The sequence below is a fragment of the Leisingera sp. UBA4491 genome (genome assembly GCF_002388965.1).
Classification (GTDB): domain Bacteria; phylum Pseudomonadota; class Alphaproteobacteria; order Rhodobacterales; family Rhodobacteraceae; genus Leisingera; species Leisingera aquaemixtae.
This window is the reverse complement of record NZ_DGNN01000007.1, coordinates 34,557-52,978: the sequence shown is the minus strand read 5'-3', so window position 1 is coordinate 52,978 and position 18,422 is coordinate 34,557. Positions and strand designations below refer to the sequence as shown.

20 protein-coding genes are annotated in these 18,422 nt (G+C 64.8%); 9 read left to right on the top strand and 11 right to left on the bottom strand.

Going from position 1 to position 18,422, the window contains the following annotated elements:
* Positions 1–52: 52 nt before the first annotated feature.
* The 3 genes from ppk2 to B2P87_RS02490 all read right to left on the bottom strand — a co-directional run bounded on the left by ppk2 (position 53) and on the right by B2P87_RS02490 (position 3,432).
* Positions 53–994 carry a polyphosphate kinase 2 gene (gene ppk2, locus B2P87_RS02500; protein ID WP_141890672.1) on the bottom strand — a complete coding sequence of 314 codons (942 nt, stop codon included), beginning with the start codon at positions 992–994 and terminating at the stop codon, positions 53–55.
* 181 nt (positions 995–1,175) lie between these two features.
* Positions 1,176–1,784, bottom strand: coding sequence for a carboxymuconolactone decarboxylase family protein (locus B2P87_RS02495; RefSeq protein ID WP_141890673.1), 609 nt, complete (start codon positions 1,782–1,784; stop codon positions 1,176–1,178).
* Between the two features lie 232 nt (positions 1,785–2,016).
* Positions 2,017–3,432 (bottom strand): pyridoxal phosphate-dependent decarboxylase family protein, encoded by a 1,416-nt coding sequence (locus B2P87_RS02490; protein WP_141890674.1) that lies wholly within the window; start codon positions 3,430–3,432, stop codon positions 2,017–2,019.
* Between the two features lie 337 nt (positions 3,433–3,769).
* Between B2P87_RS02490 and parE the strand changes: the two genes are divergently transcribed.
* The 6 genes from parE (at position 3,770) to B2P87_RS02460 (ending at position 9,804) form a co-directional block, all read left to right on the top strand.
* Complete coding sequence (parE, locus tag B2P87_RS02485; RefSeq protein WP_141890675.1) at positions 3,770–5,728, top strand: DNA topoisomerase IV subunit B; 1,959 nt, start codon at positions 3,770–3,772, stop codon at positions 5,726–5,728.
* 57 nt (positions 5,729–5,785) lie between these two features.
* On the top strand, positions 5,786–6,286 hold the full coding sequence (locus B2P87_RS02480; protein WP_141890676.1) for a Panacea domain-containing protein: 501 nt from the start codon (positions 5,786–5,788) through the stop codon (positions 6,284–6,286).
* Between the two features lie 2 nt (positions 6,287–6,288).
* Positions 6,289–7,041, top strand: coding sequence for a hypothetical protein (locus tag B2P87_RS02475; RefSeq protein ID WP_141890677.1), 753 nt, complete (start codon positions 6,289–6,291; stop codon positions 7,039–7,041).
* A 616-nt stretch (positions 7,042–7,657) separates the two neighbouring features.
* Positions 7,658–8,422 carry a hypothetical protein gene (locus tag B2P87_RS02470; protein ID WP_141890678.1) on the top strand — a complete coding sequence of 255 codons (765 nt, stop codon included), beginning with the start codon at positions 7,658–7,660 and terminating at the stop codon, positions 8,420–8,422.
* 29 nt (positions 8,423–8,451) lie between these two features.
* Entirely contained in the window at positions 8,452–9,108 is a 657-nt protein-coding gene (locus B2P87_RS02465) for a DNA-3-methyladenine glycosylase I (RefSeq protein WP_141890679.1), read from the top strand.
* Positions 9,109–9,123: 15 nt separating this feature from the next.
* The gene (locus B2P87_RS02460; RefSeq protein ID WP_141890680.1) at positions 9,124–9,804 is read left to right on the top strand and encodes a hypothetical protein; all 681 of its coding nucleotides are present in this window, start codon (positions 9,124–9,126) and stop codon (positions 9,802–9,804) included.
* Here the strand turns inward: B2P87_RS02460 and B2P87_RS02455 are convergent.
* Complete coding sequence (locus tag B2P87_RS02455; RefSeq protein WP_141890681.1) at positions 9,785–10,498, bottom strand: hypothetical protein; 714 nt, start codon at positions 10,496–10,498, stop codon at positions 9,785–9,787. The genes B2P87_RS02460 and B2P87_RS02455 overlap by 20 nt on opposite strands.
* 172 nt (positions 10,499–10,670) lie before the next feature.
* Between B2P87_RS02455 and B2P87_RS02450 the strand changes: the two genes are divergently transcribed.
* Positions 10,671–11,105, top strand: a complete 435-nt coding sequence (locus B2P87_RS02450; RefSeq protein WP_141890682.1) for a DMT family transporter — start codon at positions 10,671–10,673, stop codon at positions 11,103–11,105.
* 166 nt (positions 11,106–11,271) lie between these two features.
* On the top strand, positions 11,272–11,658 hold the full coding sequence (locus tag B2P87_RS02445; protein WP_141890683.1) for a hypothetical protein: 387 nt from the start codon (positions 11,272–11,274) through the stop codon (positions 11,656–11,658).
* Positions 11,659–11,699: 41 nt separating this feature from the next.
* Here the strand turns inward: B2P87_RS02445 and B2P87_RS02440 are convergent, their stop codons facing one another.
* The 5 genes from B2P87_RS02440 to B2P87_RS02420 form a co-directional block, all read right to left on the bottom strand.
* The gene (locus B2P87_RS02440) at positions 11,700–12,041 is read right to left on the bottom strand and encodes a zinc ribbon domain-containing protein YjdM (protein WP_141890684.1); all 342 of its coding nucleotides are present in this window, start codon (positions 12,039–12,041) and stop codon (positions 11,700–11,702) included.
* Positions 12,042–12,125: 84 nt separating this feature from the next.
* Complete coding sequence (locus B2P87_RS02435) at positions 12,126–12,443, bottom strand: bactofilin family protein (RefSeq protein ID WP_141890685.1); 318 nt, start codon at positions 12,441–12,443, stop codon at positions 12,126–12,128.
* Positions 12,444–12,582: 139 nt separating this feature from the next.
* Complete coding sequence (locus B2P87_RS02430) at positions 12,583–13,242, bottom strand: hypothetical protein (RefSeq protein ID WP_141890686.1); 660 nt, start codon at positions 13,240–13,242, stop codon at positions 12,583–12,585.
* Positions 13,243–13,381: 139 nt separating this feature from the next.
* Positions 13,382–14,065, bottom strand: coding sequence for an ABC transporter ATP-binding protein (locus tag B2P87_RS02425; protein WP_141890687.1), 684 nt, complete (start codon positions 14,063–14,065; stop codon positions 13,382–13,384).
* Entirely contained in the window at positions 14,058–15,344 is a 1,287-nt protein-coding gene (locus B2P87_RS02420; RefSeq protein ID WP_141890688.1) for a lipoprotein-releasing ABC transporter permease subunit, read from the bottom strand. Before B2P87_RS02420 ends, B2P87_RS02425 begins: the two co-directional genes overlap by 8 nt.
* A gap of 217 nt (positions 15,345–15,561) precedes the next feature.
* On the opposite strand from B2P87_RS02420, the gene B2P87_RS02415 reads away from it, so the two are divergent.
* Entirely contained in the window at positions 15,562–16,050 is a 489-nt protein-coding gene (locus B2P87_RS02415) for an HPP family protein (protein WP_141890689.1), read from the top strand.
* 23 nt (positions 16,051–16,073) lie between these two features.
* Here B2P87_RS02415 and B2P87_RS02410 read toward each other — a convergent pair whose 3' ends face one another.
* On the bottom strand, positions 16,074–16,589 hold the full coding sequence (locus B2P87_RS02410; protein WP_141890690.1) for a carboxymuconolactone decarboxylase family protein: 516 nt from the start codon (positions 16,587–16,589) through the stop codon (positions 16,074–16,076).
* A 135-nt stretch (positions 16,590–16,724) separates the two neighbouring features.
* The gene (gene proS, locus B2P87_RS02405) at positions 16,725–18,083 is read right to left on the bottom strand and encodes a proline--tRNA ligase (protein WP_141890691.1); all 1,359 of its coding nucleotides are present in this window, start codon (positions 18,081–18,083) and stop codon (positions 16,725–16,727) included.
* Between the last annotated feature and the right edge of the window lie 339 nt (positions 18,084–18,422).

Here is an 18,422-nt window from a genome sequence, read left to right as displayed (position 1 = left end):
TTACGCCTCCGGCGGCAGCCCCGCAACCGCGGGACCGCGCCGCAGGCGGGGATCAGCGCGCCCGTGTGCCGGGATGCAGCGCCTTGCCCAGGATGTGGTCCGACTGATGGATCACGTGATGCGCCTGCCCCACGATCAGCGGATCCGGCACCGCCGCGATCTCCGGATCCTTGCCCGGATACTCCAGCGACGCCAGGAAATGCCGCATGCAGTTGATCCGCGCCCGCTTCTTGCAGTTGGACTTGATCACCGTCCAGGGCGCATCCGCGGTATCGGTGTAAAAGAACATCGCCTCCTTGGCCTCGGTGTAGTCATCCCATTTGCCGAGCGACGCCTTGTCGATCGGCGACAGCTTCCACTGCTTCAGCGGATCGGTCTCGCGTGCGCCGAACCGCCGTTTCTGCTCTTCCTGGGTGACCGAGAACCAGTATTTGTACAGCCGGACACCCGAACGCACCAGCATCCGCTCGAACTCCGGCGCCTGGCGCATGAACTCCAGGTACTCGTTTGGCTCGCAAAAGCTCATCACCCGCTCGACGCCTGCGCGGTTGTACCAGGAGCGGTCATAGAACACGATCTCGCCAGCCGTCGGCAGATGCTGCACATAGCGCTGGAAATACCACTGCCCGCGCTCCTCGTCCGAGGGCTTGTTCAGCGCCACCACCCGGGCCGAGCGCGGGTTCAGGTGTTCGGTGAACCGCTTGATGGTGCCACCCTTGCCCGCCGCATCGCGGCCCTCGAACAGCATCACGAACTTTTCCCCGGTCTCCTGCGCCCACAGCTGCACCTTCAACAGCTCCGCCTGCAGCCGCGCCTTCTCCGCCTCATAGGCCCGGCGCGCCATCTTGCGCGGGTACGGATACTCTCCGCTCTCAAAGGCCCGCCGGATATCCTCCGCGCTTGGCGCCCGCGGCGCGGCCGGCACCGGCTCCTGCCCTGTTCCCGTCCCTGTCCCTGCGGCGCTGTTCACAATCTTCTCTGCTGCGGCGTCCATAAAAAACTCCCTCTTTCAATCTGCGCCGCAACCATACCGCCGCCGCCGCCGCCCTGCCCTGACCTGCATCAAAAGATATGCGGTTTGCACATCAAAAGCGGCCCCCCGGGGCCGCTTGATCCGCTTCATCTGGCTGCAAATATCCCGGGGTGAGGCCCGCAGGGGCCGAGGGGCGGCGCCCCTATTTGTGCCCCCAATCGCCCGGATCGTCCGAATTGTTCGGGCTCAGCCCCAGCACATCCCCCTTGGCAGAGCATCCCAGCCCCAGCACCGTCCGGTTGGCATAGGCGAAATAGGCGGTCACCTGGTTGATCTCCAGGATCTCCCCGTCATCGAACCCCGCGTCCCGCAGCGCCCCGATATCCGCCGCGGTCACGCTGGCGGGTTCTTCGGTCAGCATCCGCGCATAGCCCATCGCCAGCACCTGCGCCGCCTCCAGCGGCGCGGCTTCCGGCTCGCGCGCCTCGATCGCCGCCCGGATCGCCCGCCCGCGCTCCGCGTCGCCCAGCAGCCGCTGCAGGCCTGCAAAGTGATGCTCGACGCAATAGGCGCAATCGTTCAGGGACGAGACCCAGACCCCCAGCACCTCCAGAAACCATTTCGGCACCTTGTTGCCGGTGTGGTGCAGCACATTCTTGTACAGCGCCATGTGGCCTTCCATCGAATGCGGCCGCAGGGAATGCACCATCATGATGTTGTCGACATTGTTGCCCGGCCCGGTCACCCGCTCATACAGCATCTTCAGCTTGCCGGTTGCCTCTTCAAACGGAACGGTCCTGATCCAGGCCATGTCTCTCTCCTTGTGTGTCCGGCATGGAGAGTAGCGGGATCTGACGTGGCGGAAAGACGGAACCGAACGTCACAGATGTTACGCAAGGCGGCACCGCCGCCCCGCGCCTGCCTGCCCCCCGGCAGGCGCGTTCACCGGCGCAACAAGACGCAACGGCAATCATCTATCGCGCCGGGCGCCAAGCCGCCCCGTCACGCCTGCGCCCGCCCAGGCAGGCGCGGGGCTCATCGCTTTACGCCGACGCCTCCCGCACCACCGCGGCAATCGCCGCAAGCACATCCGCCTCGCGGCTGCGGTGGTTGGTAATCGCGGCGCGCAGCATCACGCGGCCCCCTGCCCGGGTGGTCGAGAACACCGCCTCACCGCTTTCCTGCAGGGTCTGGGCAATGCGGGCATTCACCTCCGACTGCGCCTCCGGCGCCAGATCGCGGCGCGCGGTGAAGACGCAGACGTTCGACACCACCGGTGCCCCCAGGGCCATCAGGGGCTGCGCCTCGACCTCTGCCGCCATCAGCGCCGCCAGTTCGCAATTGCCGGTGATCGCTTGCGCAAATGCCGCCTCGCCGTAGGTTTCCAGCGCCGTCCAGACCTTCAGCGCCCGGTTGCCGCGGCTCAGGTCGATGCCATAGTCGCAGAACCACGGCTCGCCGCCCGCCAGCCCGCGCTCGGCGCCTTCCAGATAGGCGGGCCGCGCCGCAAAAGCCGCCCGGTGCTCCTCCTCGTTGCGCAACAGCGCCATGCCGCAGTCATAGCCCACATACATCCACTTGTGGAAATCCAGCGCAATGCTGTCGGCCCGCCCGATGCCATCGGACAGCGACCGGTAGGGCTCTGCCGCGATCCGCGTCCAGGCGCCGAACGCCCCATCCACATGCAGCCACAGCCCCAGCGCCGCCGCCGTATCGGCCAGCGCGTTCAAATCGTCAAACAGCCCCAGGTCCACGGTGCCCGCATTGCCCACCACCAGAAAGGGCACCGCGCCCTCGGTCTTGTCGCTTGCAACCATCTCCGCCAGTGCGGCGCAGTCCAGCTTGCCGTCCGCCAGCGGCACCATCCGCAGGTTGTCCGAGCCGATGCCCAGCAGCTCCACCGCCTTCAGCGTCGCATTATGCACGCCCGCGCCCGCATAGGCGGTCAGCCGCACCGCGCCCTGCCCCTGCTTGCGCAGATCCTTCAGCACCCGCAGCCGCGCCGCCTGAAAGGCAATCACCGTCGCCTGCGAAGTGCCGGTCACCAGAATGCCGCTGGCGCTTTCCGGCATCCCCATCTTGGCCCGCGTCCAGTCCACCACCGCGCGCTCCATGTAGTTCGCGCCGTGGTCGCGCCCGCCCATATTGGCATTGACCGCCGCCGCCGCCAGGCTGCTGATCAGATCCGAGGCCAGCCCCGATCCCTGCACCCAGCCCCAGAACCGCGGATGGGTGTTGCCGCCATGATAGGGCAGCACATCGCGGATGATCCGGTCCACCGCCGCCTGCGGCCCCAGCGCCTCCGCCGTCACCGCATAGCGGGCGCCGATGTCGTCCGGCACCGGCTGCCAGGGGCGGTCCGCCGCCTGCTGCATCTGGTCCAGCGCCGCCTCCAGCATCCGCTGCGCCTCGGCCCGGAACGCCGCCCAGTCCTGCGTCTTGATTCCCTTCTCAGCCACCCGGCGGCCCTCCTCCTGCCCTTCGCTGGCCGAGGTTTAGACCGCAGCCCCCCGCGCCGCACGGAAAATATCGACGCACCCGGATAACCGGAACTTACCTTCGAAGGAATGAAAACGGTTTCCGCGCCGCCGCAGCGAAGCCGCCGCGCCGTCTGCCAGAAAATCCGCCCGGCCCCCCCCCCGCCCGCGGCCGTGCAAGGCCCTCTCCGCTCAATTTCCCAGCCTTTGCAAGGCCCCGCCCGGCCTTATCCACAGCCCCCTGCACCCCTCTTCCACCCGGCTGCGACACCTGCCATAATGGCCGCCAATCAACACCAAGGAAGAGCAGTTCCCGCACATGGCCGACGATCTCCTCAGCACGCCTGCAGCCGATACCTATGACGCCTCCTCGATCGAGGTTCTGGAAGGCCTCGAACCGGTCCGCCAGCGCCCCGGCATGTATATCGGCGGCACCGATGAGCGCGCGCTGCACCACATGGTGGCAGAGATCCTCGACAACTCGATGGACGAGGCCGTCGCGGGCCACGCCAACCGGATCGAGGTGACGCTGCACGCCGACTATTCCGTCACCATCTCCGACAACGGCCGCGGCATCCCGATTGACCCGCACCCCAAGTTTCCGGATAAATCCGCGCTGGAGGTGATCCTCTGCACCCTGCACGCGGGCGGCAAATTCTCCGGCAAGGCCTACCAGACCTCCGGCGGCCTGCACGGCGTCGGCTCTTCCGTCGTGAACGCGCTGTCGGATTCCATGGTCGTGCAAGTGGCCAAGAACAAGGAACTGTTCGAACAGCGCTTCTCCCGCGGCCTGCCCCAGGGCCCGGTCGAGAAGATCGGCGCCGCCCCCAACAAGCGCGGCACCTTCGTGACCTTCCACGCCGATGAGCAGATCTTCGGCTCCCACCGGTTCAAGCCCAAGCGCCTGTTCACCCTGGTGCGCTCCAAAGCCTACCTGTTCTCCGGCGTCGAAATCCGCTGGAAGACCGAGATCGACGACGGCGAGACCCCGACCGAGGCCACCTTCCACTTCCCCGGCGGCCTGCGCGACTACCTGACTGAGGTGCTGGGCAAGGCCACCACCTACGCCGACGCGCCCTTTGCTGGCAAGGTCGAGTTCCGCGAGAAATTCGGCGCGCCCGGCTATGTCGAATGGGCGATCAACTGGACACCCTCGCGCGACGGCTTCACCCAGTCCTACTGTAACACCGTCCCCACGCCCGAGGGCGGCACCCATGTCGCCGGCTTCTGGGCCGCGATCCTCAAGGGCATCAAGGCCTATGGCGAGCTGGTCAGCAACAAGAAAGCCGGCAACATCACCCGCGACGACCTGATGGCGGGCGGCTGCGCGCTGGTCTCCTGCTTCATCGCCGACCCCGCCTTCGTCGGCCAGACCAAGGACCGCCTGTCGACCGAGAGCGCCGCCAAGATGGTGGAAAACTCGGTCCGCGACCATTTCGACAACTGGCTGGCCGCCGACACCAAATCAGCCGGCGCCATCCTCGACTTCCTGATCCTGCGCGCCGAGGAACGCCTGCGCCGCAAGCAGGAGAAAGAAACCCAGCGCAAGTCCGCCACCAAAAAACTGCGCCTGCCCGGCAAGCTGACCGACTGCACCTCCAAGGACCGCGCCGGCACCGAGCTGTTCATCGTCGAGGGCGACTCCGCGGGCGGCTCCGGCAAGGGCGCGCGCAACCGTGAATACCAGGCGCTCTTGCCGCTGAAGGGCAAGATCCTGAACGTGCTGGGCGCCGCCTCCAACAAGCTCGGCTCCAACGCCGAGATCAACGATCTCTGCGAGGCGCTGGGGGTTGGCCTCGGCACCAAGTTCAACCTCGACGATCTGCGCTATGACAAGATCATCATCATGACCGACGCGGACGTCGACGGCGCCCATATCGCGTCCTTGCTGATGACCTTCTTCTTCACCCAGATGCGCCCGCTGATTGACAGCGGCCACCTCTACCTCGCCTGCCCGCCGCTGTTCCGCCTGACCCAAGGCGCGCGCCGCGTCTACTGCCTGGACGAGGCCGAGCGCGACAGATGGCTGGAAAAGGGCCTGGGCGGCAAGGGCAAGATCGACGTCTCCCGCTTCAAGGGTCTTGGCGAAATGGACGCCAAGGACCTGAAGGAGACCACGATGGACCCCAAGACCCGCAAACTGATCCGCGTCACCATCGACGAGGACGAGCCCGGCGAGACCGGCGACCTGGTCGAGCGCCTGATGGGCAAGAAACCCGAACTCCGCTTCCAGTATATCCAGGAGAACGCGAAGTTCGTGGAGGAGCTGGATGTTTGAGGGGCGTTGACATCGCCACTCGCGCCAAATAGAACATAAAGAGAACACGGAGTCGCTATGGGACAAGATGGTCGAGCCGTCGCGAATTTCGTTCTTGACGTTTGTGACGAAGAAGGAATTTTGGTTACGAACCTTGCACTGCAGAAGTTAGTTTACTTCTGTCATGCTTGGCACCTCGTTGAATTTGATGAGCCACTTATCAAACAAAACTTTGAAGCCTGGGATTACGGTCCCGTGCTTCAGTATCTTTACCGAGAGTTTAAGCACTGCGGTCGCTCAGCAATTAGAGCCAGGAGCAAGAAGCTTAATAGGTTCTCAGGCGAACAAGAGATCGCACTCTTTGAGGCCCCTAAGGATAAAATAGAATTTCTAAGGAAAGTAATAGGATTTTACGGGAAGTTATCGGCGTCACAGCTTGTAGAAATCAGCCATGCTGAAGGTGGCCCATGGGACAAAGTATGGAATCACGATGGGAAAATAAATCCAGGGATGAGGATTGAAAACGCCGATATCCGCTCCTACTATTCTACTCTCCCCCGCGCTGCAAAGGTTCAATAAACATGACTCAGAAAGTTCTCAACGTTCCGTCGGCACAGCACCTAGCTCGGAACTGGCGTGAACGACCTGAGATGATTGCGAATGAGCTGGTTAGGCTGTTCGATAACACGCCGATGTTTAACTACAACGCACTGGTGCACGCAGTCAGGGACTACCTAGTCTTTGGGGTTCCGTTTGATGACGTCGAGAGAGGTATCAGGGAGAAAGTGAAACGGGAAACCGTGCGAAACAATTTCCTCGAGATTCTGCCCCTGCTTAGACGCCACTTTGAAAATGAAAAGCCGGACTTTGTGAATGCGGTTAGCCCACGTTTTTACCCACTTGCTCGTGGCGCGGACGGCAGGACACTGAGCATTCCCTTCAAGCCGCCTATGGTATACGGCGTTGGCGGCAAGCTTGTTTTCCCTTGGTTTATTTTCTGGCGCAAAAACCCTCTCAATGGAGAGAAACTCTCGCTCTTCGTGAGTGTGGTCAAAGAGGTTCTGGCGCAGGATCCTGACCTTGAAGACGCAGAGTTTCAAATCTTGGATTTCAGCTCGGTCAAACCCGATCAGCCGCGAATTCTAAGAAGCATTAACGCAAATGACGTTCCGGAGATTTCAGTTTCTCGCAGGAACGAGATGCTTGAACAATTTTCGCAAGGTTTCTTTTTGGCGCAAGAGCGCATTGCAGAGCGCCAAGAGAAGAAAGAACGCGCCAAACGCGAACAAGAAAGGCGTGAGGAACACGACCCACGCCAACAAACTTTCTTCTAGTTTCCATCATAGCGTTCCAAAAATACTGAAATAGGTCCTCTCTGGCAGGACACTTCCCCCCATTCACCTTTGCAAAAATACTCCCGCCGGAGGCATCCAGAAACAGGTCTGCGCCTGCCGGGAGGCAGGCAGGCGCAGACCGGGCCGCAAGCGACCCGGTCGGGGTTGTTGCGCCAAACCCCAAACCACCGCACGCCCCGCTTGCGCCCCCTTAACCCCGCTCTGCCACACTCCAATCCGTCGCGACACACCGGTGCGGACTGACACCCCGCACCACCAGGAGATACGGGAGCCCCCAAGACCACCTCTTCATCGGGTGCAGGGGTTCTCCGCAAACCGAGAGCTTTCGAGCGGACATGGGGGCTTGCGACCCCCTGCCCGGCCCTCCGCCTCTGGCCCCTCCGGGCCTCTTGGCGGCGCCGCCACCTCTACCCGGCCAGCACGGCACGGCCACACAAGCAAAACGGCCCCCGGCCCCAGACACCGCCAGCACCGGACGGAGACCCCCTCCCGCCCGGCCAAACCGGCGCGCCGGTGACAGCTTCGTGAGGGCTGTTGCCTGAAACCCCTGTCCCTTCCTATGGTCAGGCCAGCCAGACACATCAGGGGACCTGCCATGGGCTTCATCGCGGACAACCAGCTGCCGCTTCTCATCCTGTTCTTCCTGACCGGCCTCATCGCCACCGCCTTCCTGTTCCGCAAGCCGCCGGGCCACCGGGCCTGGAAACTGGCCGATCTGGTCTGGGTGCTGCTGGGCGGCTTCGGCGCGCTGGTCGCGGTGATCTCCGGCATCTACGCCGCCGACTCATCCAAGCTGGAACGCCAGATCGACATCGCCTATGCCGCCACCGCCGCCTTCGACCGCGACGCCGCCCGCTTCCGCCTGCGCTTCTGCGACCCCGCCTATGACGCCGACATCGCGGTTCTGTGCGAAAAGGTGGAATTCCTCTCCGCCTCCACCGCGGGCAACGCCGAACTGCCGCTGTTCATTGCGGTGACGGATGAGGTGGCACCGCTGCAGGGCCTCAGCTTCCTGTTCAGCGGCACCCGCGCCGGGATGGCGGAGATGAAGGACATGGAAGCCCAGGCCAGCGCCTTCGACCCGGAGGCGTTTCTGGTCTTCACCGCGCTCGACGGCCCCGCGCAGGAAGCCGTCGCCAACATGCGCCGCAAGGTGCCCGCCATCGCCGGCGACTTCCTGATCATCGCCCGCGCCTATGACGACCTGATCGCCCATGTGTCCAAGCTCAAGGACGAATGGGAATACTTGCAGGACAACGCCCATATCCTGGTCTTGCAGATCATCGCGCTTTGCCTCGTCAGCTTCGCCGCGCCTTTCCGCCTCGGCAAATCCATTGTCGAGCTGCGCGCACGCCGCTAACCTGAGGAGACGCCAACAGGACCCCGCCCATGCGCAGCTTTGACGAGATCTATGCCCTTTCCGCAGACCGCCACGGCGGCCCCGCGGCGCTGGAGGAAAAGCTCGCCAAACCGGCCCCCGATGTGACCGCGCTGCCGGAGGACCGCTGGCTCTCTGTGATGACCAAATGCATCTTCCAGGCGGGCTTCAACTGGAAAGTGATCGAGGCGAAATGGGACGGGTTCGAGGAGGTCTTTCACGGCTTCGACCCGGGCGCCTGCGCCTTCATGCCAGAGGATGAATTCGACCGGATCCTGAGCGATACCCGCGTGGTCCGCAACGGCGCCAAGCTGGCCGCGGTCCGCCACAACGCTGCCTTCCTGATGGATCTGCGCGACCAGGGCGGCGCGGGCAAGGTGCTGGGCGGCTGGCCCTCCGCCGATTACATCGGGCTGCTGGACATGCTCAAGAAACGCGGCGCCCGGCTGGGCGGCAATACCGGCCAGTACGCCATGCGCTTTGCCGGCCGCGACAGTTTCATACTCTCCCAAGACGTCACCGCGCGCCTCATCGCCGAAGGCGTGATCGGCAAACCCGCAACCTCCAAATCCGCACTGAAGGCGGTGCAGAAAGCCTTCAACACATGGATGGACCAATCCGGCCGCTCCCTCACCGAAATCAGCCGCGTGCTGGCGATGAGCTGCTGAGCTGAGGCGAACCGCATGATCCGCTGCCTGTTCCTCGTCCTCCTGCTCCTCGCCGCCTGCGGCCGCCCGCTGACAGAGACGGAGCGCGCCTATTTGGGCACCCTGCACGGCACCAGCCTCAACCCGGACAAGGTCCGCATCGTGGACGGCGCCCCCTTGGGGCCGATCACCCTGCACCGCACCCCGCGCCCGCGCGTCACCTGCCGCGAGCGCATCCTGCCGCCGGTCAGGGAGGAGATCATCACCACCAAACCCGCCGCTGTCGCCCTGTTCAACCGCATCTTCTTCACCCGCGACTGGTACGTGGACAACTACCTGCCGGACTACCCGGACCGGCTGCACCTGGTGGAGGCGATGCTGCTGGCGCATGAGGCCACCCATGTCTGGCAATGGCAGAACCGCAGCCGCACCGGCTATTCCCCGCTGCGGGCGGCGGCAGAGCACGGCCCGGACCGCGACCCCTACTTGTTCGACCTGGAAGGCGGCGCCGATTTCCTCGCCTACGGGTTTGAACAGCAAGGCGCCATCATGGAGGAATACGTCTGCTGCCGCTCCCTGGCCCCGCAGGCGGAGCGCACCAAACGGCTGCACAGGATGCTGGCCGCCGCGATGCCGGTCAGCCCGCTGCCGCAAAGCCGCGAAAGCGACGTCTACCTGCCGTGGAAGGACGCCAGCCTCAAGGGGATTTGCGGCTGACGGGCGCCAGGTCCGCAGGTCCCCGCCCCTCCGCCTGCCAGCCCGCCTGCGCCTCCGCCCGCCCGGCCGCCTGCCCGGCTTGCAGCCCCGCGCGCTTTGACAGCAGCCCGGCCACGGCGGCCGCCACGGCCGTCATCAGCGCGATCAGCAGCAGATAGCACGTCAGGATCTGCGCTGCGGGAAGCGTGAAATTCAGCTGCGGGAAGGCGGCCAGAGCCACCGGCAGATACCAGGACACCGCCGAAACCGCGCCCGAGGCCGCAAACAGCGTGCGCTGCTTATGCCCCATCCCCTCAAACAGCGGCCGCCCGGCCTGCCTGCGCAGATGCGGCAGGATCACCGCATGGATGAACAACCCGTTCAGGGTCAGCACCGCAACCACCAGTAGCTTGGCATGAACCTTGGGGTTCTCCAGCTTCACCGGATCCGTCAGCGCATAGTGCAGCAAAAAGCCGAACCCGGTCAGCCAGAGAAGCTTCAGCCCCGCATCCACTACCTTGGACGCAAACTCGAAGATGGCAACACGCTCGGCGCTCACCTGCCCCTGCAGGAAAAACCGCAGCAGCAGCAGATCCAGCAGCGTAGCGCTGCCCAGCCCTGCGGCCAGGCCGATGAAGTGCAGGAACCTCAGACCGGTTCTGGCGGTTTCGGCAGGATCATCAAGAAACAGGCTGGGAAGGCTGGACAGCGGCATGTGGGCCTTTGGCGGAGTCAGAGTTGCGGAACGTGGCGCCTGCATACATGCAATTGCAAATCATTCGCAACTAAAAAGTCAACACACCCGCACATCGGGCCGCAACGTAGCACTTGTTTTGCCGGGCAGATCCCGTCCACAAAACTGCCAACGCACCTGCAGGAGCCGCACCATGACACACTACGCCCTCATCATGCTGGCCGCAGGCCTTGGCATCCCGGTGCTGGCGGCGCTGAACGCGGCGCTCGGCAAGCTGATCGGCTCCCCGGCCTCGGCCGCGGTGGTGCTGTTCCTGATCGCGCTGGTTGCCACCATCCTTTACGCGCTGATCGCCGGCCCGCAGGCGCTGGCCAAGATCCCCGCCGCGCCCAAGCATCTGCTGCTGGCGGGCGTCCTGGTGGCCTTCTACGTCCTGTCGATCACCCACGTCGCGCCGCATTTCGGCGTCGGCAACGCGGTGTTCTTCGTGCTGATCGGCCAGCTGATCTCAGCAGCCGCCATCGACCACTTCGGCCTGTTCGGCGCCCAGATCAGCCCGCTGACCCTGACCCGAGCGGCCGGTATTTCGGTGATGGCACTGGGGGTCTGGATCACCCAGATGGCGTGAGGGTACCGCTTACCGCAACCTGTGCCGGGCAGGCGCTCCATTGCCCCCTAACCCGCCCCTGCTCGCGGATAAAAAGTCAGTCCCGCACACAGCACCCAGGATACCCGCTTGAGCAAGACAGCATTAAGAATTACGTCTATCGCATTATTATTTTTGGTAAAACCATATGAGAAACAACACACGCCTGCGGCAGATTCCCTTCCTGATCACCTGCACTCTCACCGGTGGGCTGGCTGGCACCCTAGCTGCAAATCTGCTGCTACCCACCGTTTTCCCCGATAGCAAACCGGAAAGCTGGCCCGACGGCCTCATCGTGATACTGGCTTCTTTGCCCATGCTTGGCGGCATGCTGGCCGGGATCTGGCTTCACGGGGCAGTTGCCGCCAAACGGCAGAATTCCGGAACCGCCATCACAAGACGATCCCTGCTTTGGCGCATCCCAGCCTTCTCTGTCTTTGCCCTGGCGCTGTTCACGGCAATGGTGGCCGCCGGATCTAAACTGTCAGTTTCGTTAACAGCCGGATACGCCGAAGCCGCCGAACCGCAGCAGTGAAGCACCGGGCTAGAGGTTTCCGGCCTGACAGCGCAAAGACTTCAGCCGGCCACCTTCTTCACAAACTGCGACTTCAGCCCGATCGGGCCGACGCCCGGCACCTTGCAATCAATGTCATGATCGCCGTCCACCAGCCGGATGCCGCGCACCTTGGTGCCGACCTTGATGACCGAGGACGTGCCCTTCAGCTTCAGGTCCTTGATCACCGTCACCGTGTCGCCGTCGGCCAAGAGATGGCCGACACTGTCGCGCACCTCCCTGGCGCCGGCCGCGGCCTCCCCCGCCGCCCATTCATGGGCACATTCGGGGCAGATCAGCAGGGCATCCACCTGATAGGTATAGGCAGAGGAACATTCGGGGCACGGCGGCAAGGTGTCTGTCATGCCCCGCCAATAGCCGGCAAGGCGCTGGAACGCCAGACGGAGGCCGGCAGGAATGCCCCGCCCCGGGCCGGCGGCCCAGCGGCCTCAGCTCTTGCCGCTGACCTTGATGTTGCCTTGCAGCTGTGCGCCGCTTTCGGTGGACATGCTCTGGGCCGAGACATCCGCCTGCACTTTCGAACCGGCCGCCAGCCGCAGGTCCTCGCACTGGATCTTGCCGCTGTAGACGCCTTCGACGGTCACAGACTTCGCGCTGAGCGCGCCATCCACGGTGCCGCCTTCCAGCACCGTCACCGCCTGCGCCGACACATCGCCGACCACCCGGCCGCGCACTTCGACGCTGCCCTTGCTGGAGGTGATATTGCCTTCGATCGTCACATCTTTCTCGATTACCGAATTCACCACGTCTCAGCCCTTTCTGCGCATCCCCGGACAGCCTACCCCGCCCGGCCAAGTTTTAACAGCTGATAGCAAACCGCCGCCCCGGGGCCAAAGCCGCCCCGGCCCAGGCGGCAAGGTTCCGCCAACCGCCCGCACCTGCCGCCTATTCCACTTGCGGAAAGGGCGCTGCCAGCGGTGCGGAACCGTACTGGAACAGCGACCCCCAGAACCCGCCCGGGCTGGGCTGCCAGGGTGCCGTGTTCATGTCCAGCGCCACGCAGGGCGAGGACCGCGTGGCCGGGTTCACCTTGGCCCGCTCGCAGCGTTCCGGTGTGGAGTGGCAGGCCACGAGGAAAGCCCGCGGCCCGGGTTTGCCGCTGTCCTCCTGATAGCAATAGCGGAGGGCTTCCTCCTGCAGCTGGGCGCGGGCCTGCTCGACCAGCTGCAGGTTGCCTGCCACCGTCCTGCTGGCCGTCTCCAGCGCCGCCGCCGCGTCCTGCTGCACCAGCTCCGCCTCGCGCTGCAGCTCCGTTGACCCGGCCTCCGCAGGCCCCGCCTCTGCTGCCTGCAGCGCCTCGGTCAGCCGGGCGTTCACCTTCTGCGCCTCCGCCAGCGCGGTCTGCAGTTCCGCCACGGTGGCATCGTATTCGACCAGCTTCGATTTCCACTTGAAGCCGGCAAAGCTGCCCTCCTCGAACCCGGCACTGACCAGAATGGCGTTCAGCCTCTGCGGAAACAGCAGGAACACCGCAAACAGCGCAATCACCGACAGATCGCGCAACAGCACCACCAGATCCTTCAGGACCGAAACCGTCTTCTGCATCTGAACCCACCGTCACTGGAACCAAACCAGTGACAGAGTGGCCTAGCGCAGGGGATCAGGTCAAATACCTTGGATTCAGCCGGGCGAGACGCGGAAACAGCACCCGGCGGCGCTGCGCAACGCCCCCTGGCCCAGCCGCCTAAACCGGCACCAGCAGCCCGTTCTCCAGCCTCACCTGCCGGTCCATCCGCGCCGCCAGTTCCAGGTTGTGGGTGGCGATCAGAGCCGACAACCCAGTGCCGCGCACCAGCTCCATCAGCGCCGCGAACACCTGATCGGAGGTGCCGGGGTCCAGGTTCCCGGTCGGCTCATCCGCCAGCAGCACCCGCGGGGCATTGGCCAGTGCCCGGCAGAAGGCCACCCGCTGCTGCTCGCCGCCCGACAGCGCGGCGGGGCGGTGATCGGCGCGCGCCGCAAGCCCCACCGTGCCCAGCAGATCCGCCGCCCGCGCCACCGCGGCCTTTTGCGTGGCGCCATTGGCCAGCTGCGGCAGCACGATGTTCTCCAGTGCGGAAAACTCCGGCAGCAGGTGGTGGAACTGATAGACAAAGCCGACTTCCTGACGGCGCACGCGGGTGCGGCGGCGGTCGCCCTTGCGGGTCACGTCCTCGCCCGCCACCCGCACCTCGCCCGCATCCGGCGTGTCCAGCAGGCCCGCGATATGCAACAGCGTCGACTTGCCCGCGCCCGACGGCGCCACCAGCGCCACCACTTCGCCCGCCTGCAGGCTCAGGTCGGCGCCGCGCAGCACATCGACCTGCCCCGGCGTGCCGGTCAGATAGGATTTGGTGATCCCCTTCAGCTCCAGCGTGATCTCACTCATAGCGCAGCGCCTCCACCGGGTTGAGGCGCGCCGCGCGGCGGGCCGGGAAAATGGTCACGAAGAACGACAGCCCCAGCGACAGCGCCGTGGCCGAGATCACATCGGCCAGCCGCAGTTCCGCGGGCAGCGCATAGATGCCGCGGATCGACGGGTCCCAGACGCCGCCGCCCATGACATAGTTCACGAAGGAGAAGATCGGGTCGATATACAGCGCAAAGAGGCAGCCCAGCACCACGCCGCAAAGGGTGCCGATGACGCCGGTGAAGGCGCCGCAGATGAAGAACACCCGCATGATCGACCCTTCGCTGAGGCCAATGGTGCGCAGGATGCCGATGTCGCGGCCCTTGTTCTTGACCAGCATGATCAGGCCCGAGACGATGTTCATCGCCGCGATCAGCACAAGGATCGACAGGATGATGAACATCACGTTGTCCTCGACCTCCAAGGCGCGCAGGAAACCGCCGGAAGCATCGCGCCAGGTCCAGACCCCCGCGGTGCCGCCCGCCGCCTGCTGGATCGCCAGCGCCATCGCATCGGCGTTTTCGGGGTTGTCGACCATCACCTCGATCTCATCCGCCACGCCCTCGCGGTTGAAGAAGGCCTGCGCCTCGGCAAAGGGCAGATAGACGCGGGTGCGGTCGATGTCCCAGCGCCCGGCGGTGAAGACATAGACCACCTCATAGGCGTTGACCCGCGGGCTGGTGCCGAAGGCGGTTTTCACCCCGTTGGGCGAGATCAGCTTGATCTTGTCGCCCACGCTCACCCCCAGCTCCCGCGCCACGCCGGAGCCGATGGCGATCCCGTCCTCAAACCGTGCGAGGTCGCCCACGGATTCTTCGCTTTGCGCCACGCCCGGGATGCCCTGGATGTCCTTGGCGGAGATGCCGAACACCTCGACGCCTGCATTGCGCTGGCGCAGGTTCGCCATCACCTGGCCCTTGACCAGCGGCGCGGCGCGGGTGACGCCCGGCACTGCGGCGACCTTTTCCGCCAGCGCCCCATAATCCGGGAGGCTGCGGTCCAGCACCCCGGCCTCGTTCACCTCGCCATAGGAATAGACGGTGACATGCGCGTTGGCGCCCAGGATGGTGCCGACAAACTCCGACCTGAAGCCGGAGCGCACCGCCAGCGTGGCAATCAGCGCAAAGACCGCGAGCGTGATGCCGATGAGGCTGATCCAGGTCATCACGCTGACTCCGCCCTCGGCCTTGCGGGCGCGCAGATAGCGCCAGGCGATGATCCATTCGAAACGGGAAAACGGCGGTGGTGTCGTGGCCATAGAGGGGTCCTGCCCGGGAAATTTGCCTGCAACCTGTGCTGCCTAACGCCTGGGGTCAAGGTGCGGTTGCATATCGGCCCGATAATCCGCCGGCCCAGACCGGAACCGGCCCCGCACGGCGTCACCGCATCGTGACCTGCCGCATCTGCCCATTGCCTTGCGTTCGCGCTGCAGTAAGGCTTTATCAGCCCGGTTCGGGTTTTAATTGGTGAGAACGATGGACAGATACTTCAAACGCGCGCTTCCGCATCCCTCGCTGCGCACGGTGATTATGGCGGGGCTGGGTGCCTTTCTGGCAATTGCTGCGCTGTCGCTGCTCACAACCCATGCCAACCTCCTGCTGCTGATCGCCCCCTTCGGCGCCAGCTGCGTGCTGCTGTTTTCAGTCCCCGCCAGCCCGCTGTCGCAGCCCGCGCATGTGGTCGGCGGCCATGTTCTGGCCACTGCCGTCGCACTGGCGCTGAACGCGCTGCTGCCGGACAGCTGGTGGGCGCTGGCGCTGGCCGTGGGTCTGTCGATCGCGCTGATGGCGGCGCTGCGGCTGACCCATCCGCCCGCGGGCGCCGATCCGCTGGTGGTCTTTGCCACCGATCCCGGCATTTCCTTCCTGCTGTTCCCGGTGCTGACCGGCGCCGTGGCGCTGGTGGCGATTGCCGCGCTGTTCCACCGTCTCTCGGGCCATGAATACCCGCTGAAACACGGCTGAGCGCGCGCCACTGAGGCCAAGGTCTATTTACCGCGCACCGCCTGCGCCATTGCGGCATAGGAGTTCACCAGCCCCTGTGCCGTCGGCCGCGGCTCCGGCGCCTGTCCCGGCTCGGTCAGCCCGGCGGCCTTGACGATGGTGTTGATGAAGCTGAAGACGCCGCAGACCTCCACCACCTCATAAAGCGCGGCTTCGCTCCAGCCTGCCGTGACGGCCTCCTCAAAGGCCTGCGAAAGACCTTCGGCCTCGCCGCCGTGCAGGGCACGGGCGTATTCCAGCAGGGGCCGGATACGGTCCTGTGTTGCCGCCACCGGGCCGCAAAACACGTCCGAGAACAGGCTGTGGTAGTGAACGCAATAGGCCACATCGTTCAGGCCGGAGACATAGGCGGCAATCGCCTCGCGTTCGCCCCGCGACAGCGCGCCGCTGCCGCACATGATGCTGTCCAGCAGATGCAGCAACTGTTCCGCGTTCCGGGGAAAAGACGACAGCACATGCGTCAGCCCGCTGTCTTTTTCGATACCGCTGAAGCTGGCCACGTCCGTTCTCCCGCCTTGGATACTGCCAAGGCTAGCAGCCGGGCTGCCCTCTGTCAGTGCCCCTGCCCGCCCGGCAAAGGAAAACCCCGCCAGCATCTGCCGGCGGGGCTGTTTCCTTCGAACTGGCAGGCTGGCTCAGAAGCCGCGGCCGGTGCGGTGTTTCTCATAGATGGCCACCACCTTCTTCACCGCCTCTTCCGGGCTCAGCTCCTCGCTTTCGCCGGTGCGGCGCGAGGTCAGTTCCACCACGCCGTTCTTCAGGCCCCGCGGGCCGACGGTGATGCGCCAGGGCAGGCCGATCAGGTCCATGGTGGCAAACTTGCCGCCTGCCCGCTCGTTGCGGTCATCATAGAGCGGATCCAGCCCGGCCGCGGTCAGCGCCGCATAGAGCTGGTTGCAGGCCGCGTCCGCCTCGTCGTCGCCCTGCTTGAGGTTGACGATACCGCAGTGGAACGGGGTCACGCCTTCGGGCCAGATGATGCCGTTGTCGTCGTGGCTGGCCTCGATGATGGCGCCCAGCAGGCGCGAGACGCCAATGCCGTGGCTGCCCATGTGGACCGGCACCGGCTTGCCGTCGGGGCCCTGCACGGTAGCGCCCATCGACTCGGAATACTTGGTGCCGAAGTAGAAGATCTGCCCCACCTCGATACCGCGGGCAAAGCGGCGGCGCTCTTCCGGCACCTGCTCCTGGAACACCACCTCGTCGTGGGTTTCGTCGGTGCGGGCATAGCGGGAGGTGAATTCCTCCAGCACCGCCTGGCACTGCTCGACGCTGTCATAGTCGATATCGCGGTCGCCAAAGGTCAAATCGGTCACGGCGCTGTCATAGAACACCTCGGACTCGCCGGTTTCCGCGAGCACCAGGAATTCATGGGTATAGTCGCCGCCGATCGGGCCGCCGTCGGCGCGCATCGGGATCGCCTGCAGGCCCATGCGCTCATAGGTGCGCAGATAGCTGACCAGGTGGCGGTTGTAGGCGTGCAGCGCGTCTTCCTTGGAGAGGTCGAAGTTATAGCCGTCCTTCATGTAGAACTCACGGCCCCGCATCACCCCGAAGCGCGGGCGGATCTCGTCGCGGAACTTCCACTGCACCTGGTACATGGTCAGCGGCAGGTCCTTGTAGGAGGACACATGCGCCCGGAAGATGTCGGTGATCATCTCCTCGTTGGTGGGGCCGAACAGCATGTCGCGGTCGTGGCGGTCCTTGATGCGCAGCATTTCCTGGCCGTAGTCGTCATAGCGGCCCGACTCGCGCCACAGATCGGCGGGCTGCATGGTGGCCATCAGCATCGGGATGTGGCCCGCGCGGATCTGCTCGTCATGGACGATGCTTTCGATCTTCTTCAGCACCTTGAAGCCCAGCGGCAGCCAGGAATAGATCCCGGCGGAGGATTGCTTGATCATCCCGGCGCGCAGCATCAGCCGGTGGCTGACGATCTGGGCTTCCGAGGGGTTCTCTTTCAGAACCGGCAGAAAATAGCGGGACAGGCGCATCTTGGCTCCATCGGTGATGTGGGTTCGCGTTCCCGCCCGGTTTAGTGGGTGATGGGGGTGCGGGCAAGGGGATGATCCAATGCGGCGGCGGTGTGCCCTTGCGACGTGGCGCGCAGCGGCCCGGCCCGCGCCTGACCTTCCCGTCATGCCAGAGGCATGCTTTTAGCATGACGAAGGCGCTTCACGCCTCCCCAAGGTCAGGCCCGGGCCTTGTGTCGCGTGACGCCGGACGCAAAGCGGGCCTTTGCCTGCCCCCTCCCATGCCGTTTTTCACTCTTCCTGCCGCAAAAGAACTTGAACCGTTGTTCAAGATTCGAAACTGTTACCGGAAACACCGCT

Excerpts from the sequence above, each read along its gene's own strand:
- ppk2 (WP_141890672.1), bottom strand. The coding sequence starts at position 994 with ATGGACGCCGCAGCAGAGAAGATTGTGAACAGCGCCGCAGGGACAGGG.
- B2P87_RS02470 (WP_141890678.1), top strand. The coding sequence starts at position 7,658 with ATGGGCTTCATCGCGGACAACCAGCTGCCGCTTCTCATCCTGTTCTTC.
- B2P87_RS02430 (WP_141890686.1), bottom strand. The coding sequence starts at position 13,242 with ATGCAGAAGACGGTTTCGGTCCTGAAGGATCTGGTGGTGCTGTTGCGC.
- B2P87_RS02440 (WP_141890684.1), bottom strand. The coding sequence starts at position 12,041 with ATGACAGACACCTTGCCGCCGTGCCCCGAATGTTCCTCTGCCTATACC.
- B2P87_RS02445 (WP_141890683.1), top strand. The coding sequence starts at position 11,272 with ATGAGAAACAACACACGCCTGCGGCAGATTCCCTTCCTGATCACCTGC.
- B2P87_RS02425 (WP_141890687.1), bottom strand. The coding sequence starts at position 14,065 with ATGAGTGAGATCACGCTGGAGCTGAAGGGGATCACCAAATCCTATCTG.
- B2P87_RS02475 (WP_141890677.1), top strand. The coding sequence starts at position 6,289 with ATGACTCAGAAAGTTCTCAACGTTCCGTCGGCACAGCACCTAGCTCGG.
- B2P87_RS02455 (WP_141890681.1), bottom strand. The coding sequence starts at position 10,498 with ATGCCGCTGTCCAGCCTTCCCAGCCTGTTTCTTGATGATCCTGCCGAA.
- B2P87_RS02415 (WP_141890689.1), top strand. The coding sequence starts at position 15,562 with ATGGACAGATACTTCAAACGCGCGCTTCCGCATCCCTCGCTGCGCACG.
- B2P87_RS02420 (WP_141890688.1), bottom strand. The coding sequence starts at position 15,344 with ATGGCCACGACACCACCGCCGTTTTCCCGTTTCGAATGGATCATCGCC.
- B2P87_RS02480 (WP_141890676.1), top strand. The coding sequence starts at position 5,786 with ATGGGACAAGATGGTCGAGCCGTCGCGAATTTCGTTCTTGACGTTTGT.
- B2P87_RS02450 (WP_141890682.1), top strand. The coding sequence starts at position 10,671 with ATGACACACTACGCCCTCATCATGCTGGCCGCAGGCCTTGGCATCCCG.
- parE (WP_141890675.1), top strand. The coding sequence starts at position 3,770 with ATGGCCGACGATCTCCTCAGCACGCCTGCAGCCGATACCTATGACGCC.
- B2P87_RS02460 (WP_141890680.1), top strand. The coding sequence starts at position 9,124 with ATGATCCGCTGCCTGTTCCTCGTCCTCCTGCTCCTCGCCGCCTGCGGC.
- B2P87_RS02495 (WP_141890673.1), bottom strand. The coding sequence starts at position 1,784 with ATGGCCTGGATCAGGACCGTTCCGTTTGAAGAGGCAACCGGCAAGCTG.
- proS (WP_141890691.1), bottom strand. The coding sequence starts at position 18,083 with ATGCGCCTGTCCCGCTATTTTCTGCCGGTTCTGAAAGAGAACCCCTCG.
- B2P87_RS02465 (WP_141890679.1), top strand. The coding sequence starts at position 8,452 with ATGCGCAGCTTTGACGAGATCTATGCCCTTTCCGCAGACCGCCACGGC.